The following is an 18,363-nucleotide window of genomic DNA, read 5'->3' on the forward strand; positions in this document are numbered from 1 at the left end:
ACTCACCGCGCACTTCATTCACCCGTTCTCATCGATACACAAGCGGTCGCGATCGGGCTGAATTTCTGAGGTGGAGACTCGCCCCGATGACGATCACGCACGAACAAGCCATGTCGATGAGCATCCCGTCCAAGCCGCTGGCCTACGACTCTCAATGCTGCGATCTTGCCATACCTAAACCGTACAGTTTATTTTCGTTGACGTGGGCGGTGACCTTGATAACTATACTGCCTAGTATTGCAAAACGCGAAAGGGAGTAGGAGATCATGCAAGAGAGATATTTGACAACGCGCCAGACCACCCGGATCGTCATCGTCGGCGGCGGCATCGCTGGACTTCTGCTCGCGACCAGGCTGGGCAACACGCTTGGCCGCAGCGGCCGCGGTCAGGTCACGTTGATCGACAAAAGTGCAACCCATATCTGGAAGCCCATGCTGCACACCATCGCGGCAGGCACTCGCGATGTCCAGCAACAGCAGGTCATCTATCTCGCCCACGCCCGCGACCACGGCTTCAACTATCAGCCGGGCGAAATGGAAGGCCTGGACCGCAATGCGCGTATCGTCAAGCTGGCTGCGCTGCGTTCGCCGTCGGGGGAGGTCGTGATCGGGCCGCGCACGGTCGAATACGATGTGCTGATTCTTGCGTTAGGCAGTCGCGCCAACGACTTCGGCACACCAGGCGTACTTGATCATTGCCATTTCATTGACAGCCAGGCACAGGCTGAGGTCTTCAACGAAGCATTGCGAATCCGTATATTCCGGAGCGTTGTGACGAATAGCCCGTTGCGCGTGTCTATCGTCGGCGCCGGAGCGACCGGCGTCGAACTGGCAGCGGAGTTGAGCCGCTTACTCGAAGTGGCGTCGAGTTACGGCGACCCCGGCATCCGCTCACGTCTGAAGCTCACCCTTTATGAAAGCGCACCGCGCGTACTGGCGGCTTTTCCGCCGGCGGTGTCGGAGTCCAGCGAGGCGCAGTTACGGCATATCGGTTTCACGGTACGAACGGGCACGCGAGTGACCGCCGCCGAATCCGATGGATTCCGGTTAGGCGACGGCAGCAAGCAACCGGCGGATTTGATGGTATGGGCGGCGGGCGTCAAGGCCTCTGATTTTCTAGGCAAACTGGATGGCATCGAGAGCAATCGTTCCAACCAGATCATCGTCAGGCCAACCCTGCAGGCGCAGGACGACGACGCACTATTCGCCCTCGGCGACTGCTCGACGTTGACGCTCGCCGGCAGTGAACGTCCTCTCGCACCCACGGCGCAAGTCGCCACGCAACAGGCACAACACCTCGCAAAGCACTTGCCGGACTGGCTCGGCGGTGGTTCATTGCCCGACTTTGCATTTCACGACTTCGGCGCGCTCGTGTCGCTGAGCGACTACAACGCTTTTGGGACGCTCGGGCAGTTCGGATTCTTCCGCGGCGGGTTTATCAAGGGCCGATTCGCGCAGCTCAGTCACGCCATGCTCTATCGACAACACCAGCAGGCTTTGCACGGTTTCGGCACGGCCATGATGCTGTGGACTGCCGAGCGGATTAACGGCTTCGTGCAGCCAAAGATACGGCTGAGCTGAACGCCACCTCACTTTTGACGGGAGTACTGCCATGGATCAATGCGTGACGGCCGACACTGCATGGCAGCGCGCAGTGGGCCAACTCGATTGGGGATGCGCGCAACAATTGGCGGCTCGGGTCAGGCATATAGTCGATTCGCGTGGATCGAGCAGTCTGCCGGTCAAGAATGGCGACGTTGCGATCGCGCTGCTCGATCGACCGAGTCCACGAACAGCCACGGTATCGTGGAGCGACCCTCGAGGTTGCAAGTACGGCGAGCAGCTTTGGCGCCTTGCTACAGCGAAACGATCGGGTATATGCGCTTTGAGCGGACAAGGCATCGCCGCAGGCGATGTAATCTACCGCCCCGCAAAGGTCGAACCGCCTCCCGCAAACGCGGCTGCCATGATGCTCGCACCATTAGTCGAGCTCGCCTTTAGCGATCCATCCTGTTGATTTTCGCGGGTGTGTTTCGCTGTTGATCCTTCCCGGATCAACACTGCGCGACAGCGCAGTTGCTGCCCGCGACCGATTCCAGCAAACTATTGCATCGACAGGTTGAATCCGCCGCCGCACCCGGCCGGATGGCGACCGTCTCAGTTCGCCCCACTCCGGGCCAAACTCCAGCCGCGAAATGAAACTACCTTCCGCAGCGAGACGACGCGCACATGCTCCCAGATACGAGCGTCCGCGGCCCTGCGCCTGCATCAAATGCGCTCGCCAACACGAGCAGGGCACCGCCGGGAACCCTGTCCGTTTACACGCCGGCACCCGTCTCATCGAAGAATGAGGTTTTGTCCGTCCCGTTCGCTTTGGCGCGATACATCGCGCTATCGGCCTGGCGCATCAGGGCGTGTACATCAAGACGTCCGTCCGCGCTATTGGCACCGAGCATGCGCACGCCAATGCTGGCCGATACGGCGACGGGATGACCGGCGATCTCTCGAAGCCCTTGAAGGATGTCGTGAATACCGTCGGCAATCGCGCGCGCGCCGGCGTCGCCATGCACGTGGCGGGCGAGCACCGCGAACTCGTCGCCTCCCAGGCGGGCAACCGTATCGCCGCGGCGAATGCGTGTCTGCAGACCGTTGGCGAAGCACTGCAACAGTTCATCACCCACCGCATGCCCATAAGCGTCATTGACGTACTTGAAGCCGTCGAGATCGATGAACAGCAAGACAGACTGTCCTTTATCGTCGTCTCGCGCCGCAGTCGCTTTAGCGATCGCCTGCTCGAGGCGAGTGCGGTTGCTGAGTCCTGTCAGAGGGTCCGTCGCAGCCTGCCGTTCGAGCCGATGCACGAGGGCCATCAAGTACACGGAAGTCGCCGCGATGCTGAGCATGATGCCCAATCCCACCGCGAGGTTTTCTCTCCACCACGGCTCGACGTGCATCAAAATCACGACGCCTGCAAGCGCAACTGCACATGAAAGTAGCAACGGCCGCTTGCCGTGGCGGCAACCGGCACCCACAAGGAACCAGAACACGACCCAGAGCAAGGGCAGCGCCACGCGCCCGCCGAGCGCCAGGGCAGTCATGACAAGCGCCTGGTCTGCAATGGTGGTGACCGTCAATCGAAGGCGCGGCCGAACCGTCGCGGCGGCCGCGGCTATGTATGTCACCACGCCGAATACAACGTATGCGAAAACCACGCCCAGAGTGTCATACGCGGCGGCCGTGCGTTGGAGCGCGGCGACGGCGATATAGCCGATCAACACGACCATGCCCAAGCATATCCGGAGGAGCGCCTGCTCCTTTTCAGGTTGTCCGCGAAAGACACCTAGAAACGTTTGCTCATGCCAACGCTGCGCGCCCGGCCGCTCCATGCCGTCTACCCCGTCAATATTGTCTTTTGCAGAGCGGGCATTCTATCGCTTTTGCCGGCGACCAATGCTTCTTGCCGCTCTCTCCGTCCGCCGGTAAAAGCCGCCGTTCGAACGTCCGTCTGAGCGAACGGGTGAACGTCCGAAAGTGGCCGGTCACTGCCTGACGGCGATCGGCAGCACGCGACCCGCTCTAGCCCTTCGGCGAATTTTTGAGAACCTCTTCATCCCATTCAAACGCGGCCGTTCCGGCTCGCTCAAAGGGGCGAGGCCCGGCTTGGGCCGAGTGTGGCGAGGATGACATTGGTGAGTTCGAGCATCGCCGAATGATATTCCGCGGGCAGGGGCACATCGTCCATCAGTGACATGGTTTCTTCAATGCCCTGCCGGAATGCTCTGGCAATCCCGGCGCGCTGTAACGCCGTCAGGTGGGGCAAGGCGGCATCACGAAACTTGCCCAGCACCATCGCCCGCGCGCCAAGCGCGCTCATTGCCTTCGTGTTGGCGGTCACGAGCTTGGCCATCTGTTCAAGTGCGTCGTTGGTTTGGTTCAATTTTCAGTTCCGCTCAGAATGACTGCCAGTCTGCAGCACCGGTGCCGGCCGCAACCACTGTAGGCCTGTCCGGGGTAACCAGGGGCGCCGTCTCTAGCCTTGTCAACGTGGCGGGACGGGACGTGCGGGCTTTCGGTGCAGGCCGCTGCGGTTCGCTCCCCGGGGCAATCACCCGTGACGGGGAAGTGCCCCGGTTGTCGACCTTGAAGACGGCCACCGCGTCACGCAATCCCTGGGCCTGCTGGGCCAGCGACTGTGCTGCCGCCGAGGCTTGCTCGACCAGCGCCGCATTCTGCTGGGTCACCTCGTCCATTTGGGTGACGGCCGTGTTGACCTGTCCGATGCCGATGCTCTGCTCTTGCGATGCTGCAGCGATCTCGCTCATGATGTCGGTCACGCGCTTCACCGACTGGACAATTTCGTTAATCGTGCTGCCGGCTTCCTCGACCAGCTTCGAGCCGGCGTCAACCCGGGTCACCGACTCGCCAATCAGGTCCTTGATCTCTTTGGCCGCCGTGGCGCTGCGCTGGGCGAGCGTGCGGACCTCGCCCGCCACGACCGCGAAGCCGCGACCCTGTTCACCAGCGCGGGCCGCCTCGACCGCGGCATTGAGCGCGAGGATGTTGGTCTGGAACGCGATGCCTTCAATCACGCTGATGATCTCGGCCACCCTGGCTGAGCTATCGGAGATTCCGTGCATCGTCTCGACCACGCGTCCGATCACTTCCCCGCCGCGTTGCGCGACGCCCGAAGCCGTACTGGCCAGCGTGGTCGCCTGCCTCGCGTTGTCGGCGTTCTGGCGCACAGTCGAGGTCAGTTCCTCCATGGACGAGGCGGTTTCCTCCAGCGACGCGGCCTGCTCTTCGGTCCGTTGCGACAGGTCCAGGTTGCCGGCCGAGATTTCCTGCGCGGCGGTGTCGATCGACCGGGAGCCGTCCCGCACGACACTGATGGTCTGCACCAGCTTGCCTTGCATCGCCTGCAGGCCGCTCATCAGCTGCCCCATCTCGTCGCGCGTGCGGACCTCGACCTGCGTCGTCAGGTCGCCGTCGGCAATCGCCCTGAAATGGCCCAGTGCCTGGGCAAGGGGCGTGCCGATTGCCCGCTGCAGCGACCGCCAGGCCAGTGCCGCCGCACCGAGCGCGATCAGCAAACCGGCGATGGCTACCCAGACGAACGCGTGGAAGCGGGCCCGCGCAGCCTCAAACGTCGCGCGGGCAGCCGTGACCTGGGTCTGGCCAAGTGCGTCCATGCCGTTGGTCACATCGGTGAACAGGGATGGTGGTTGGTGCAAGGTAAGGTCGGAGAGCTTCGCCACATCGTGAGCGGCAATCGCGCTGAACATCGGCTCGAAGCCATCCGCGAGGAGCTTTTCAAGCTTCGAATTCACGTCAGCCGCGCGGCTCGCCTCCTCGGGTCCGGAGAACGGCAGCGCGCGATACGCGTCCCACGCCTGCTTCGACGCGGCGAGCAGATCCCGCGCGGCCTGCGCTTGTTGCGGTACGACGGAACCGGTCGGATCCAGTGCGATGCAGAACGTCCAGATGCGCGCTCTCGCTAGTGAAACGTTCGCCCGACCGAGCGCCTCCGAAGAGGCCAGGTTGTTGGAATAAAGCTCTTGCACATCGTTGTTGGCCATCGACACGCCGACGATCCCCATGACGCCGCCGAGGATCAGCAGCACGGCGAGAAAAGCCATTACCAGTGCTAGGCGGGCACGGATACTTAGATTCTTGAACATGGATAAATTAAATGGGAAGCCGATGACGAGGCGTGCGCAAGGCGCAAGAAGAAGGAAGCGGGCAGCGCAAGCGCCCACACACGATTGATAAAGAAATCACACATGATGTTTGTATACGGCATTAAGCCGTCAAACTTGATGTCGAACTGCTAACCGCCATTCCGTTCAAGCGTTTTTGTGCGGATAGACGCGTAGCGACGTTGCAGACGCGGAAACGCTCTGTTGGGTGAAAGGTGATTGTAATGAGATAGTAAGCAGATAAACTGGCTTCAACGACTTAGCACAGGCTTCCGCCCCGGCGGTCGTTGTTTCGCTAACCAGCCTTTTCTTTCTGTTTCTGACGCTCACAATTGGAGATTTCATCATGGCTAAAGCACTCATCCCCGTTCTCGCGCTCGTGTCGGTCCTCGCTCTGCCCACGGTTGCGTCCGCTCACAACAACGGTCCCCTGACGCGCGAGCAGGTGCGCGCGGAACTCGTCCAGCTGCAGAAAGCGGGCTACGACCGCAACCACAGTGACGCGCACTACCCGGCAAACATCCAGGCAGCGCTGGGGAGCGTGGCGGCCCAGCAGCAGGCGTCCAGTGGCTACGGTGGCGTGAAATCGGGTTCGGCCGCTTCGGGGCGACCGACCCAGTGGGCCTCCGATCATTCGATCTACAAAGGAAGTTGATTGGCGATCAGCCGGGTGGCCGGGCGCTTTCAACCGCCCGGCCCGGTGACACACGGCGAGCGGCATCGTCGCGGCTTGCGGGTTCGCCGATGCGGCCCGTTACCGGCAGGAACAGCGCGAGCGGTTCATCGGTAAGCGGCACGAAGCCGTACTTTTTGTAGAAGCTGGCGGCTTCATCGTTGATGGCGTCGGCCAACGCACTGAACGCCGAGGGTTTCAGCGGTGCTAACGACTACATCGAACGCATGCGCCAGAAATTGGGCGAGCAGCACAGGGGACGAATTGCCCGAAGGCGTCATAGATCAGCATGGCAATCGAAGTCTAAGCCGCCTAACACGGCGCTTGAAAAATAAACTGCCTCGACTTGGGAATCGTTTTTCGAGGTCCCTTGGCCGAATGGCGGGTCGCGTCTCATCAAGAGACGTTCGTCATGCGTTTGCAGAGGACCGCTTGCGGCGAACCCAGAAATTCGGGTTCCGGCCGAGACTAACGGAGCGCGCCAGCGCCACGAAGTTGGGATTCCGCCGAATGCGAGCAGGCCTGCGGAGTGGCCGCTCGCCCCCGCTCCAACCAGAGGTTCGACACGTAGCCATTATTCGACTAGGCTTATCAGAAGCCCCATGCTGCACAAACGCGTTGAAAACCCGCCAGGAAAGATTCGATTCAAACACCTGATTGCAGGCTATCTCACGATAAGCTACCGACCCATGGACGACATTTCTCCGCAGGCCTTCGTCGATGCCGCGATCGCCTATCAGAAGACTGCCGCGGTGAAAGCCGCCGTCGAGCTCGATCTGTTCACCGCGATAGCGGACGAGCACGGCGATGTTAAGCGTATAGCCGAGCGGGTAAAGGCCGCCGAGCGCGGTGTGCGCATACTCTGCGACTTTCTGACCGTGCACGGGTTTCTGCAGAAGGAAACGGGACAGTACCGATTGACGCCGTCGACCACCGCATTCCTGACGACTTCCTCGCCGGTCTGGATGGGGAGCATCGTGGATTTCCTGGCGGCTCCTGAAATGACAGCACTGTGGCTGGACGACCCCGCCGCGTTCGTTCGCAACGGAGGAGCCGTGGGGCTGGGCAACATCGCGCCCGAGCATCCCGTCTGGGTGAAGTTCGCGCGTGCGATGGCACCGTTCGTGACACAAACCGCACAGAGCATCGCGCAACACGTGAGTGCGCGGCCTCAGGCACCGAAGCGCGTGCTGGACATTGCAGCCGGGCATGGGCTGTTCGGAATCGCGATCGCCGAAGCGATCCCCGGCGCGGAAATCGTGGCGACCGACTGGCAACAGGTTCTCGAGGTCGCGACGGAGAACGCCGCAGCGGCCGGTGTCAGTTCGCGTTACCGCACGGTCGCCGGCAGTGCGTTCGAAGTCGATTGGGGTACGAATTTCGATCTGGCGCTGGTCACGAACTTCCTGCACCACTTCGATCCGCCAACCTGCGTGGAATTACTCTCCAAAGTCCGCAGGAGCCTCAGTCCCGCAGGGCGAGCGCTCGCGGTGGAATTTGTTCCCGACGAGGATCGCGTGTCGCCGCCGTTCGCAGCCGCGTTTTCCTTTATGATGCTTGCGTCCACGCCGCAAGGCGACGCGTACACCGCGCGCGAACTCGAGCAAATGGGCCGCGAAGCCGGCTTTTCCAACGTAACGGTGACGCCGCTGCCACCTTCGCCGCAAGCCCTCGTTGCATTCGAGTAGCGCACACCCCGCGCGCTCCAGGCACCGCATTTCGTCATGGAGACGGCGTTCAGACGATGTCGATGTTGAAGGTTGCGCTGCCGGCCGACCTGACGGTCGAGGCCGAGCTGGAGCTCGGCACGGGCGTGGGCGGCTATCTTTCGCCGTCGCGGCCGCCCGACGACGTACGCGTCTTGCTGGCGTACAAAACCTGGTCGATCTTGCTCATCCTGCGGGTCGATGCCACTCGCAGCCTCGTCGATACCGGAGAACTCTCACTTGCAGTGATCGCCAGAGAGACCGGATTTGGCGATACCGAAAGAATGCGCAGAGCATTCGTCAGGACGCTCGGCCACCCCCTCATTGCTTCACGGGATTTTCAGGAAGGGTTCCGCACCTTGTCCACGGCTCGGTCCCTGCACATGGTTGCGGCGCGATTGGCAGCAAACGTGTACACGGCGATCCGTCAGCGGGCCGCGCATAATCGTTGCCTGCCTGAAGGCGGTACGTTTCAGCGGAGATCGAAGTATGGATGCCGAAAGCAGGCGCGTCCGGCGACGCCAAGCACATCACTTGCGGGCTGGATGGTCGCCACCGCGAGACCCGCTCCTGCGAATGCGCACGCGGCGGACACCAGCGCGACGGCGCGCAGCGCGTCGGTGATGGCGTCGGCTTCCGCCTGCGCCACGGGTGTCTGCGGCGCCGTATGAGCATCGCCGGCTGCCGCCCCGGTTTGCGCTTCCGGCTCCAGCAACCGCCCGGTCTGGCGTGCGCCCTGAGGAACGTGCAGTTCGTCGAGCCGCGCCGACAGTTGCGCGTGGTGTGACCACACGAACACGATGCCGAGCACCGCGATCGCCAGCAGGCTGGCTACGCGTGCAACCGCGTTGTTGATGCCGGATGCGACGCCTTCGCGGTCGGCCGGCACCGACTCCATCACTGTCGTCGTGAGTGGCGCGACCGTGATGGTCATGCCGAGTCCGGGCACGGCAAGCGCAGGGGGGAATCCGGCCCACTAGCTACCGCGCACGAGAGGCAGCGCGAGCATCACGAACCCGATTCCGGCGACGCCCGGGGCAGCGCTCAACAGCGCCCGTGAACCGAAGCGGCTCGTCAGGTTGCCGGTGAAGCGCGACAACAAGCCGATGATGACCGGCACTGGCAGCAGCGCCGCGCCCGCTTCGGTTGCGGTGTAGCCATGTGCGCGGATCAGCGTGAACGGCAGGAAGAACAGTACTCCGCCCAGACCGAAGTGGAGCAGCAACGTCACGAGGTTGGCGCTGGTGAAATCGCGCGAGCGGAACACGTCGAGCGGCATCATGGGGTGACGGCTGTTCGCTTCGATCATCACGAATGCGGCCAGCACAAAACACGCCGACGCCGATCGCGCACAGTACGAGCGGATGCCCGAAGCCATGCGCCAACGCCTGGGTCAGGCCATAGGTGAGAGCGGCGAGCCCCGCTGCCGGGCTCAGCGCGCCGGGCCAGTCCGACTGTTGAGGCGCATCGAGCTTGTGGCTGTTCGGCACCGACAAAATCGCGAGCGCAATCGTCACCGCTGCAAGCGGGACGTTGAGGAAGACGATCGCGCGCCACGACAGCGCGTCGTCGAGCGAGCCGCCCGCCACCGGTCCTACCGCCGACGTGATCGCGCCGACGCCCGCCCAGGTACCGATCGGTCCGCTGCGGGTCGCGCAAAGGGACGCTTGGCATACACGACCCATTTGCAGTCACGCAGCGGCGCAAGCCACCGGGCAAAGACAGCCGGGTCGGCGTCAGTCGGATTTGCGAAACGGGTAACCGGACGACTAGTCCTTCGAGGTCATTGGTCAATTGAATCTGGCATTTCAGTGTCCCACGGTTCTACGGTCGAGCGAACATGGTCGTGGAGTCCGCCTAGCTGACCGTGAAGCCGCCGTCCGCGGCGATGATCTGCCCGGTGACATAGCTTGCGGCAGGGCTTGCGAGAAAGAATACGCTCTGTGCAACCTCGATCGGGGCGGCCATTCGTCCCATCGGAATCCGTCCTGCGCCTACGATCGGCCCTCGAATCTTGAACGTCGCGCTGATGTTCTTGCCGCCCTCGCTGGCCATGCCGCCTGGAAGGATTGAATTGACGCGGATTCCGTCGGCCGCGAACTCGCTGGCCAGTGATCGCGTGATGCTGTCCACGCCGGCCTTGGCGGCGTCGTAATGGGCGTTGACGCCCCACAGCGTGGGTCGAAGCGCGCCAACGGAGGAGATGTTGACGATCGAGCCGCCGCCGTTCGCCTTCATGCGCGTGATAGCCTCTCGGCAACACAGGAACGTGCCCCGCAGCGTGACGTCTTGCATCTGGTCCCATTGTTCGACGGACATTTCAAAGAATTCGGCCTTCGAACGGTGCGCCGCGTTGTTGATCAGAATGTCGACACCGCCAAACTTCGTATCGACGGCTGCGAATAGTGCCTTGACGGATGCTTCGTCGGCCACGTCGACTTTGCATGGCATCGCAATGCCGCCGTCCGCATCGATATCCGACGCTGTTGCAGACGCCGCATCGGGGTTCAAGTCGGCAATCACGACCTTGGCGCCGGCCTCGGCGAGCAGTCGCGCAGTCTCGCGACCGAGACCTTGCGCAGAGCCGGTAACAACGGCGGTCTTGCCCGTGAGATTGAACCTCTGCGCGAGGTGCGCGCCGATCTGGGTTTCACTAAACATGGAATGCTCCGTTTTGAGTGTCGATGAAGGTCGCGCTGTTCGGTTCGCTTCAGTCTTGCCGCTCTGGCCCAATCGTTTGTAGTTCATCGGAATTCACCAGACAGTGAAGATGATTGGGTGCGGACGTCTTCAGCTAATCAGAAATCCGCCGTCGAGCGTAATCGATTGGCCCGTCATGTAGCGGCCTGACGGCCCCGCGAGGTACAGCACCGCGGCGGCAATATCGGCGGGATCGCCCCATCCAAGCGGCAGACGTCGCTCCACATCCGTACCGGGTCCCGTGAGCTTTCCTGTTTTCAGGCGAGCCTGCATATCCGGATGAAACTGAACCTTGCCGGGCACTGCACCGGGAAGCACGCAGTTGACGAGAATCTGGTCGCGGGCATAGTCCAGCGCTGCGGAGCGCACTAAACCCGCTACGCCCGCTCGCGCGGCACCGTAGGCGCCATTGCCATTCAGTACGGCATGCGTGGCTCCCATGGTAGTCACGTTCACGATGCGTCCACCCCGGCCTGCGGCGAGCATGTGCCTGATCGCTTCTCGCATGCAAAAGAACACAGACTTCAGGTCGATCGCCATCACTTCGTCCCAGGCGGCTTCGGAGAACTCCGTAAGCGGCCCGTTATTGGTCATGGCCGCGCAATTGACCACGATGTCCGGGCTACCCCAGGCTGCGCTGACCTGATTGAACAACGCAATCACGGAGGCTTCACGTTCCACGTCTGCCTCGATAGCGATTGCTTCGCCGCCCGCCGAAACGATCTTGTCGACGACCGATTGCATGTGCGCTGCGCTGTGATCGGCGACTACGACCCGTGCGCCAGCCTCGGCCAGCACAGGGGCGACATCGATGCTGGAATTGCATCCCTTGTCAGTCACGACAGCGATTTTTCCGCTGATGCCGAATAGCCGCTCAAGCAAGGATGTGGTCATCGAGTTATCTCCAGGGGGCTGCGTGTCGTTCTTTACGAATTCTAGCGACAACGTCCGACGCGCAATGGTTGCCGTGGGGAACAATTAGAGTGAGCTGGTTTCACCAATGGACTTGCCCCTGCATGACCGGACATGCGGTCACGCTTAGGTTGGTGAATTTGCTCGCTGGCGAAACTCGCGTGGTGAGCGGTATTTCAGGGCGCTGTGCGGATGCAACTCGTTGTAATGGTCAAACGCGATGGCCAGATTCTGCAACGCCGTTCTCGCGTCCGGCTTCGGCATCCACGAGACGTAGTCTCTCTTCATCGTTTTGACGAAGCTTTCGGCCATGCCGTTGCTCTGCGGACTTCTGACCGGCGTCGTGATGGCTTTCAGGCCCACGTGTTTTGAGAACGCCAGCGTCTCCACGGCAATGTAGCAGGAACCGTTGTCGCTGAGCCACTCGATTTCGCTGTCGGTTTTCAGCGCACCATCGAAACGGCTTTCTACAGCCTGAAGCATGACATCACGCACCATGTCTCCGGTATAGCCTCCAGTGGTCGCAGCCCAGCTCATAGCCTCCCGGTCGCAACAGTCCAGCGCAAAGATGACGCGCAGCGGCGAGCCGTCATCACAACGGAATTCGAAGCCGTCCGAGCACCAGCGCGCATTGCTCCGGTCCACCGCGACCCTGCCATCGTGCCGGCGCGTGGATTCGGGATGTCGAGCGCGGCGCTCGAGCAGCAGGCCGTGGGTATGCATGACCCGATAAACCCGTTTTGCATTAACGCGAGGCTGCCCCTGTGCGTCCCGGTTTCGCCGTAGGAGGGCCCAGGCGCGCCGGTAGCCGTAAGTGGGCAAATCAGCAATCAGCCCCTGGAGCTCCGCAACGAGCGGCATGTCGTCACGGGCGGGCGTCTTGCGCTTGTCGACCCATTCAGCGTCGCGCTTTGATTTCACCGCGAGATTAGAGCGCGACACACCCAGGACTTCACAGACCGTCTTCATCGGTCGTCCCCCGGCAGCAATGGTGAGCGCGCAATCAATTTTTTTGCCCGGCCGTACTCCACTGCTTCGCGGAGGATTTCCACTTCCATCGTCTTCTTGCCCAGCAGTCGCTGGAGTTCACGAATCTGCTTCATCGCTTCGGCCAGGTCGGATGCCGGCACCACCTGCTCGCCGGCACTGACTGCTGACAGGCTTCCGTCCTGATAGAGCTTGCGCCAGCCGAACACCTGGTTTGCATTCACCTGATGACGACGCGCAACTCCGGAAACGGTTGCTCCGGGCTCGAAGGTCTCGCGCACTATCACGAGCTTCTCTTCAACAGAGCGCCGGCGGCGCTGCTCAGGCTGGGTCAGAACCTCGACGGGTTCCACATTAGACATAGGCTTAAACATGGGCGGAAGACTACCTCATAATTTAAGCGTTGCCACATGTCCGGTTTTCGCGGGGGCCGGCCCAACCAATCCCGCGCTCTAACGAACGGCAGGAATGAAGCGACTCAGCGCGGTGCTAGCGGGCCTCGTCGAAACGGTGAACGAAAATACGCACATCGTTCCAAAAACGCAACGATAATACCAGCCGGGATTTCCCTCGTTGCGGGTCTTCAGACGTGCCGCACAACATGCGCGTGGAGAACGTCGGTCTGGCAATGATGATGTCGGCACGAACGCACATACAACCTCACAGGAAGGCGCCAAGATGAATGTTGCGAAAAGAAGCCCCGCCCAGATGGAATCGCACCGACCGCAGCCAGGTACCGGCACGCTTCCTTTGCAGGTTGAGGACATCACCTCTTCGTGGCTGACGTCGGCGCTCGCGCGCAGCCATGAAGGGGTAGCCGTCGAATCACTGGCCGTCGACGAGGTGATGTACGGCACGGCTACCAAAGTCAGGGTGCGTCTTGCTTACAACGCAACAGGGCGCGAGCTTCGCTTGCCGGAGTCTCTGATCGTCAAGGGCGGTTTCGTTCCCGAGTACCGGAACTTGAACGCCTACATATACGAATACGAGGCGAAGTTCTTCAAAGAAGTCCATCCCTGCTTGCGTGCAAATGTGCCTGCCTGCTTCTATGCAGAGACCGACAGTCGAAGCGGGCAATCGATCGTGATCCTCGAGGATCTACGCTCACGGGAAGTGGAATTCTGTCGCGTGCAGCGGACGCTGACGTTTGCGCAGGCGGCGGCAAACCTGGACGCGCAAGCGCGGTGGCACGCGCAGTTCTGGCAATCGCCTGCGCTCGAAAGCGATGGCGAACTGGCGTGGCTCGCGTCGCAAGACCCGCTGCCCGATGGCGAGTCCGGCACCTATCACTGGGGCCAGTTGAAACCCGAGGTGTTCGCCAGCTATACACAGTTGCCGCGCGGGGCCGCCGTGCCTAAGCGGTTTCACGATCGTGACTGGATGGAGCGGGCGCTCCTCGATCTGCGCGCTTTCGACCGCATCGGGCCGATGACGTTTCTCCATGGCGATGTTCACCTCGGAAACCTGTATTTCGACCGCGACGGCACGCCCGGCTTTCTCGACTGGCAGTCATATCGACGCGGACCGTGGGCTCATGACGTCACGTACTTCCTGATATCGGCTCTGGATATCGCGGATCGGCCGAGATGGGAGCGCGCGTTGCTCGAATACTATCTTGAGCGGCTCTCCTTTCACGGCGTCAACAACCCGCCGTCATTTGAAAGCGCGCTAGATGCCTACCGGCGCCACATCGTCTATGGGCTGTTCTTCTGGCTCGTGAATCCGGTGGAGTGGCAGGTCGAAGTCAACAATTGTGCAGTTGCGCCCCGGTTCGCGATGGCGGCACTCGATCACGAGATTCATGACCTCATGGGCGGATAACCCACCAGGCGCTGAGCGACATGCACTTGACGTCGCCACTTCCGTGGGAGTACATTTTTACGATCGATATTCAAAAATGTGAATGTCAGGAATAATGTAGGAGGCAAAGCATGTCGGAAATGGTCGCTCGACGCAGCACAACCTGGCCCAGCGTGTATGCGTCGGCAGGGTTCGGTGCGCTTTTCGCTTTTGCACAAATCCGCACCTACGCTGTTTCCATCTGCTTTCGTGGCGTCGACCTTCCTTCTGCTGAACGTCGACGAAGACGGATATACGGCCATCGAGCGAGGTGTCGATCGTGTCGGTTGCCATCCAGCGGTGCGCACGGCGCTTCGGGTGCTGGCTTTCATCGCGTTTTGCAACATATTGAATCTGGCCTACACGAGCGCGATGGGTGTGCATGCCGTGTATGCCGATCCGTGGCCGGCGGATATGCCGAGCTGGCTTGCTAACAACCGTTAGGCGCACAGTGCCCGCCATCGTCAAACGCCACAGCGGATAACCGATGACGCATTGCAAGCCGCATCGCTTCGCCGACGTCGAGTATCGTGTAGAAGACGAAATCGCTATCGTCACGATGAGCCATCCGCCAGTCAACGGATTAGGTCTGGGAATCCGTCGCGGACTCGTTGCTGCGTTTGAAGCAGCCCTGTGCGATGCGCGGGTTCGCGCGATCGTACTCAATGGCAGTGGACGCGGCTTTTCCGCGGGAGGTGATATTCGCGAGTTCGGCACTTCCGCTGCCACAGCTTGGCCAGCATTGTCGCTGCACGTTCATCCGGTGATCGAGGCGAGCGACAAGCCGGTTGTAGCCGCTATCCACGGGTTTGCCATTGGCGGTGGTCTGGAAACCGCGTTGGTGTGCCACTACCGTGTGGTCGCGGACAACGCGCAGATCGGTCTGCCTGAATGCAAGCTCGGCGTGATCCCTTTGTCCGGCACGCAGCGCTTGCCGCGCGTGCTGGGCTTCGCGAAGTCGATCGAATTCATTCTTGGTGCTCAAATCGTGCGCGCGGGAACCTTCCGGGGCACCGCGTTATTTGACCGGATCGTCGATGGCGATGGGCATGAAATGTCGCGCCTTGCGATCGAGCTTGCGCGTGAGAAGATAGGCGGTACATCGTTGCCATTGATTCGCCGGTTGCCATTGCCTGATGGCGATCCGGTTTCCATTGTCGCTAAAGCGCGCTCAAGCCTGAGCTGTAGCGATGCAATAGAAAGCCGGTGTCTGGATGCCATCGCCGCCGCAGCCGAGTCACCCGATTTCGATGCCGGCATGGCCGCAGCGCGTGCGATCTACGATCGGCTCGTTTCGTCCGATCAGGTGTCAATGCAACGAGATCGGTTTTTCAAGTCGCGCCGGGACGGCTCCGCTCGATAAGCACCGGCGGATTTGCTACTACGCGGAAAGTTGCTTGCGCAGATCGCCTTTTCGCACCTTTCCCGAAGGCGTGCGCGGCAGCTCTGCAACGATGCAAAGTTGCTCGGGCGTCTTTTGCTTCGCCACGCCCGCGCCGGCAAAGTGGGTCTGGACTGCGATCAGGTCGAGCGACGTGCGTTCGTGCAAGACGACGACCGCACAGACTCTTTCTCCATATCGTGCGTCTGGCTGCGCCACGACGGCGACATCGCGCACGGCCGGGTGAGTGGCAAGAACTCGCTCTACTTCGAGCGACGATATATTTTCTCCTCCGCGAATGACGATGTCCTTCTTTCGGTCCGTGATGGTCAGGCAGCCGTTTGCGTCGAGACGGCCGATATCGCCGGTCCGGAACCATCCGTCGTGAGTGAACGCGACCGCATTGAGCGCCGGGTCGGTGTAGCCGACAAACAGCTCCGGTCCCTTGATCAGAATCTCGCCGTCGCGTCCGGCAGGCAGGTCGCTGTCCAACTCGTCGACAATGCGCACCTGCGAGCCGGGTTGAATGCGACCGTCCGTGCAGGCCCGGATATCAAAAGGCGAATCGGCCCAGCCGACACTCACTGTCGAATGCTCGGTCAGCCCGTACGCGCGGGTTCCCGCGAAGCCGGCCCGATCGGCCATGGCGACGTGCTCGGGCGTGACACCCGTGCCGCCCAGACCGTAAGAAGCGAGGGACGCCAGGCTGCGCCCGTCGCGGCGGGCGGCTTCGATGAGCCCGTGGAGATGAAACGGTGTGCCGCCCGAGAGGCGCACGCGATACTCGTCGACCAGTCGCGCGGCAAGCGAGGCGTCCCATCGGTCCATGAACACCATCTCGGTGCCTGTAATGAATGGACGCAACAGGAAATTGAAGCCTGCAATATGGCCAGCAGGGAAGGGCGTGAGGTACGGCCCAGGCCCGTCGATGAACGGAATCTGCCACTCTGCGCCTACTGTGCGATGAGAGTGCTGCACGCCTTTGGGAGAAGCTGTCGTTCCTGACGTGTACAGCAGCAGGCAAATGTCTTCCGACGTTGGCGGGTCAGCAGGGCGTTGTTCATACGTTGTCGCGGCGAGTCGTTGCAGCGCGCCAAACGTGATGCCGTTCGAGGGCGCCCGATCGCCAACGACGATCACGCGCTCGAGGTCGGGCGTGTCGCCGAGCGCGGCGACACGCTCCAGGTAGTCGGTTCGGGACCAGAAATCGGGCACGCACAGAACGCGGGCGCGGGATTGCCGAAGGATGAAGCCGACTTCGGCGGGACCGTAGATGTGTACGATCGGCACGAGTACCACACCGATCTCCAGTGCAGCCAGATACAGAAGCGCAGTCTCGCGCTGTGTGGGAAGCTGTATCGCGATCACATCGCCTCGACGCAGACCGAGGGCTGTGAGTGCCTTGCCAATCTCTTTCGCGTCGTGCAGCAGGGACTCGGTGGTGCAAGTGTAGGTACCGCCCTGGGTATGAAAATGGAGTGGCGTCGCGCCGTGCTTTTCGACGGCGCGCGCGATCAGGGCCGCGAGAGGCAAACCACTCGACCACGGCGCAGTTTTCGATTCGCCCAGATTGGAATTCATGCTAGCAAGGCTCGCAAGAGACTCACCAGCGCGAGTGGCTGGTCAAGCATCATGTGATGGCCTGCGCGTGGCATCGTGATGGGACCCTTCGCGCCGGGAATCGCAGCTACGATGCGGCGCGCGCGATCGGCGCTGACCACGCTGCTGCATTCGGCGTGCACGTAGCTGACGGGAACCGCGATGCGGGTCAGCAGGTCTTCTTCGCCTTCGACCGGCTGGAGATTCCGCAACTTCGGGTCGAAGCGCCATACCCAGCCGTCGGCGGTTTGACGAAGTGATGTCCGCGCGAGATGCTCGAGCAGCCACGGCTCGCAATCTTGTTCCGGGATGAGTCGAAAGCGACTGAGTGCAGTATGCCAGTCCGGATAGGGACGGGGCGGCGGGCGTCGTTCCACTGCAGGCAAGGTTTCGCCGCGTAGCATGAAATACGAATCGAGCACGACTGCATGCGAGAGACGATCGGGAAAGGTCGCGCACGCCTGGAGCAGACGCGATCCGCCGAAACTGTGGCCCACCGCGACGCACGGTCCAGAGCCGATTGCATCCACGACAGCGACGAGGTCGCGCACGAAAACGTCGGCGCTGTATTCCTGCCTGTAGGCGCTGTCGCCCATGCCGCGGAAATCCAGAGCAAAGACGCGAAAGCGATCGGTGAAGAAGGGCGCAATGAAGTCCCACCAGTGCGTGTGCCCGAGAAAACCGTGTGCGAAGACAAGTGGCGGCTTACCGGTGTCTGCGGCGTTCCACGAGACATAATGGACAGTCACCCCGCCGCCTTCGGTGAAGTGAGATCGACGCGGTTGGGCCATGGCGTGGTCGAACCATGAGGGGACACGATCATTCATTGCGGATTTTCCATGACCTGAGGCTTGCACACCCGGTCCATCGA

General features: G+C 61.7%; 16 protein-coding genes and 1 pseudogene. 7 read left to right on the plus strand and 10 right to left on the minus strand.

Going from position 1 to position 18,363, the window contains the following annotated elements; genetic code table 11:
• Positions 1 to 281: 281 nt before the first annotated feature.
• Together OKW29_RS19015 and OKW29_RS19020 are read left to right on the plus strand one after the other, a co-directional pair.
• Positions 282 to 1,580: an NAD(P)/FAD-dependent oxidoreductase gene (locus tag OKW29_RS19015; protein WP_429292093.1), complete on the plus strand. Its 1,299-nt coding sequence runs from the start codon at positions 282 to 284 to the stop codon at positions 1,578 to 1,580.
• Between the two features lie 31 nt (positions 1,581 to 1,611).
• A complete protein-coding gene (locus OKW29_RS19020; RefSeq protein WP_429292094.1) occupies positions 1,612 to 2,016 on the plus strand; it encodes a DUF3331 domain-containing protein in 405 nt (134 codons plus the stop codon).
• 301 nt (positions 2,017 to 2,317) lie between these two features.
• Here OKW29_RS19020 and OKW29_RS19025 read toward each other — a convergent pair whose 3' ends face one another.
• The 3 genes from OKW29_RS19025 to OKW29_RS19035 all read right to left on the minus strand — a co-directional run bounded on the left by OKW29_RS19025 (position 2,318) and on the right by OKW29_RS19035 (position 5,677).
• Positions 2,318 to 3,385 (minus strand): diguanylate cyclase domain-containing protein, encoded by a 1,068-nt coding sequence (locus tag OKW29_RS19025; protein ID WP_429292095.1) that lies wholly within the window; start codon positions 3,383 to 3,385, stop codon positions 2,318 to 2,320.
• A 254-nt stretch (positions 3,386 to 3,639) separates the two neighbouring features.
• Positions 3,640 to 3,936, minus strand: a complete 297-nt coding sequence (locus OKW29_RS19030; RefSeq protein ID WP_184064207.1) for a hypothetical protein — start codon at positions 3,934 to 3,936, stop codon at positions 3,640 to 3,642.
• Positions 3,937 to 3,949: 13 nt separating this feature from the next.
• Positions 3,950 to 5,677 carry a methyl-accepting chemotaxis protein gene (locus tag OKW29_RS19035; protein WP_429292096.1) on the minus strand — a complete coding sequence of 576 codons (1,728 nt, stop codon included), beginning with the start codon at positions 5,675 to 5,677 and terminating at the stop codon, positions 3,950 to 3,952.
• A 364-nt stretch (positions 5,678 to 6,041) separates the two neighbouring features.
• On the opposite strand from OKW29_RS19035, the gene OKW29_RS19040 reads away from it, so the two are divergent.
• Positions 6,042 to 6,350: a DUF4148 domain-containing protein gene (locus tag OKW29_RS19040; RefSeq protein WP_429292097.1), complete on the plus strand. Its 309-nt coding sequence runs from the start codon at positions 6,042 to 6,044 to the stop codon at positions 6,348 to 6,350.
• 7 nt (positions 6,351 to 6,357) lie between these two features.
• Here OKW29_RS19040 and OKW29_RS19045 read toward each other — a convergent pair whose 3' ends face one another.
• Complete coding sequence (locus OKW29_RS19045) at positions 6,358 to 6,546, minus strand: hypothetical protein (RefSeq protein WP_429292098.1); 189 nt, start codon at positions 6,544 to 6,546, stop codon at positions 6,358 to 6,360.
• Between the two features lie 511 nt (positions 6,547 to 7,057).
• Between OKW29_RS19045 and OKW29_RS19050 the strand changes: the two genes are divergently transcribed.
• Complete coding sequence (locus OKW29_RS19050; protein WP_429292099.1) at positions 7,058 to 8,056, plus strand: methyltransferase; 999 nt, start codon at positions 7,058 to 7,060, stop codon at positions 8,054 to 8,056.
• A gap of 490 nt (positions 8,057 to 8,546) precedes the next feature.
• On the opposite strand, the pseudogene OKW29_RS19055 reads toward OKW29_RS19050, so the two are convergent.
• From OKW29_RS19055 to OKW29_RS19070, 4 genes and pseudogenes are all read right to left on the minus strand, one after another.
• A pseudogene (locus tag OKW29_RS19055) lies at positions 8,547 to 9,723 on the minus strand (MFS transporter); the annotation flags it as partial.
• Between the two features lie 208 nt (positions 9,724 to 9,931).
• Entirely contained in the window at positions 9,932 to 10,735 is an 804-nt protein-coding gene (locus tag OKW29_RS19060) for an SDR family NAD(P)-dependent oxidoreductase (protein ID WP_429292100.1), read from the minus strand.
• Between the two features lie 129 nt (positions 10,736 to 10,864).
• Positions 10,865 to 11,668 (minus strand): SDR family NAD(P)-dependent oxidoreductase, encoded by an 804-nt coding sequence (locus tag OKW29_RS19065; protein ID WP_429292101.1) that lies wholly within the window; start codon positions 11,666 to 11,668, stop codon positions 10,865 to 10,867.
• A gap of 144 nt (positions 11,669 to 11,812) precedes the next feature.
• Positions 11,813 to 13,035 (minus strand): IS3 family transposase gene (locus OKW29_RS19070; RefSeq protein WP_429292102.1). Its coding sequence is split into 2 segments (ribosomal slippage): positions 11,813 to 12,702 and positions 12,702 to 13,035, totalling 1,224 coding nucleotides; the frame shifts between segments, so codons are not numbered across the junction.
• A gap of 211 nt (positions 13,036 to 13,246) precedes the next feature.
• Here OKW29_RS19070 and OKW29_RS19075 point away from each other — a divergent pair.
• The 3 genes from OKW29_RS19075 to OKW29_RS19085 all read left to right on the plus strand — a co-directional run bounded on the left by OKW29_RS19075 (position 13,247) and on the right by OKW29_RS19085 (position 15,875).
• Complete coding sequence (locus OKW29_RS19075; protein ID WP_429292103.1) at positions 13,247 to 14,494, plus strand: phosphotransferase; 1,248 nt, start codon at positions 13,247 to 13,249, stop codon at positions 14,492 to 14,494.
• A gap of 228 nt (positions 14,495 to 14,722) precedes the next feature.
• Positions 14,723 to 14,956: a hypothetical protein gene (locus OKW29_RS19080; protein WP_429292104.1), complete on the plus strand. Its 234-nt coding sequence runs from the start codon at positions 14,723 to 14,725 to the stop codon at positions 14,954 to 14,956.
• Between the two features lie 43 nt (positions 14,957 to 14,999).
• Positions 15,000 to 15,875 carry an enoyl-CoA hydratase-related protein gene (locus OKW29_RS19085; protein WP_429292105.1) on the plus strand — a complete coding sequence of 292 codons (876 nt, stop codon included), beginning with the start codon at positions 15,000 to 15,002 and terminating at the stop codon, positions 15,873 to 15,875.
• An 18-nt stretch (positions 15,876 to 15,893) separates the two neighbouring features.
• Here OKW29_RS19085 and OKW29_RS19090 read toward each other — a convergent pair whose 3' ends face one another.
• Positions 15,894 to 17,474: an AMP-binding protein gene (locus tag OKW29_RS19090; RefSeq protein WP_429292106.1), complete on the minus strand. Its 1,581-nt coding sequence runs from the start codon at positions 17,472 to 17,474 to the stop codon at positions 15,894 to 15,896.
• Positions 17,471 to 18,349, minus strand: coding sequence for an alpha/beta fold hydrolase (locus tag OKW29_RS19095; protein ID WP_429292107.1), 879 nt, complete (start codon positions 18,347 to 18,349; stop codon positions 17,471 to 17,473). Before OKW29_RS19095 ends, OKW29_RS19090 begins: the two co-directional genes overlap by 4 nt.
• Positions 18,350 to 18,363: the final 14 nt, after the last annotated feature.

The sequence above is a fragment of the Paraburkholderia sp. CI3 genome (assembly GCF_050436505.1).
Lineage (GTDB): Bacteria > Pseudomonadota > Gammaproteobacteria > Burkholderiales > Burkholderiaceae > Paraburkholderia > Paraburkholderia tuberum.

Bases quoted from the DNA above. Each gene is read 5' to 3' on its own strand.
- OKW29_RS19090 (WP_429292106.1), bottom strand. From the start codon at position 17,474: ATGAATTCCAATCTGGGCGAATCGAAAACTGCGCCGTGGTCGAGTGGT.
- OKW29_RS19065 (WP_429292101.1), bottom strand. From the start codon at position 11,668: ATGACCACATCCTTGCTTGAGCGGCTATTCGGCATCAGCGGAAAAATC.
- OKW29_RS19035 (WP_429292096.1), bottom strand. From the start codon at position 5,677: ATGTTCAAGAATCTAAGTATCCGTGCCCGCCTAGCACTGGTAATGGCT.
- OKW29_RS19020 (WP_429292094.1), top strand. From the start codon at position 1,612: ATGGATCAATGCGTGACGGCCGACACTGCATGGCAGCGCGCAGTGGGC.
- OKW29_RS19040 (WP_429292097.1), top strand. From the start codon at position 6,042: ATGGCTAAAGCACTCATCCCCGTTCTCGCGCTCGTGTCGGTCCTCGCT.
- OKW29_RS19025 (WP_429292095.1), bottom strand. From the start codon at position 3,385: ATGGAGCGGCCGGGCGCGCAGCGTTGGCATGAGCAAACGTTTCTAGGT.
- OKW29_RS19050 (WP_429292099.1), top strand. From the start codon at position 7,058: ATGGACGACATTTCTCCGCAGGCCTTCGTCGATGCCGCGATCGCCTAT.
- OKW29_RS19060 (WP_429292100.1), bottom strand. From the start codon at position 10,735: ATGTTTAGTGAAACCCAGATCGGCGCGCACCTCGCGCAGAGGTTCAAT.
- OKW29_RS19085 (WP_429292105.1), top strand. From the start codon at position 15,000: ATGACGCATTGCAAGCCGCATCGCTTCGCCGACGTCGAGTATCGTGTA.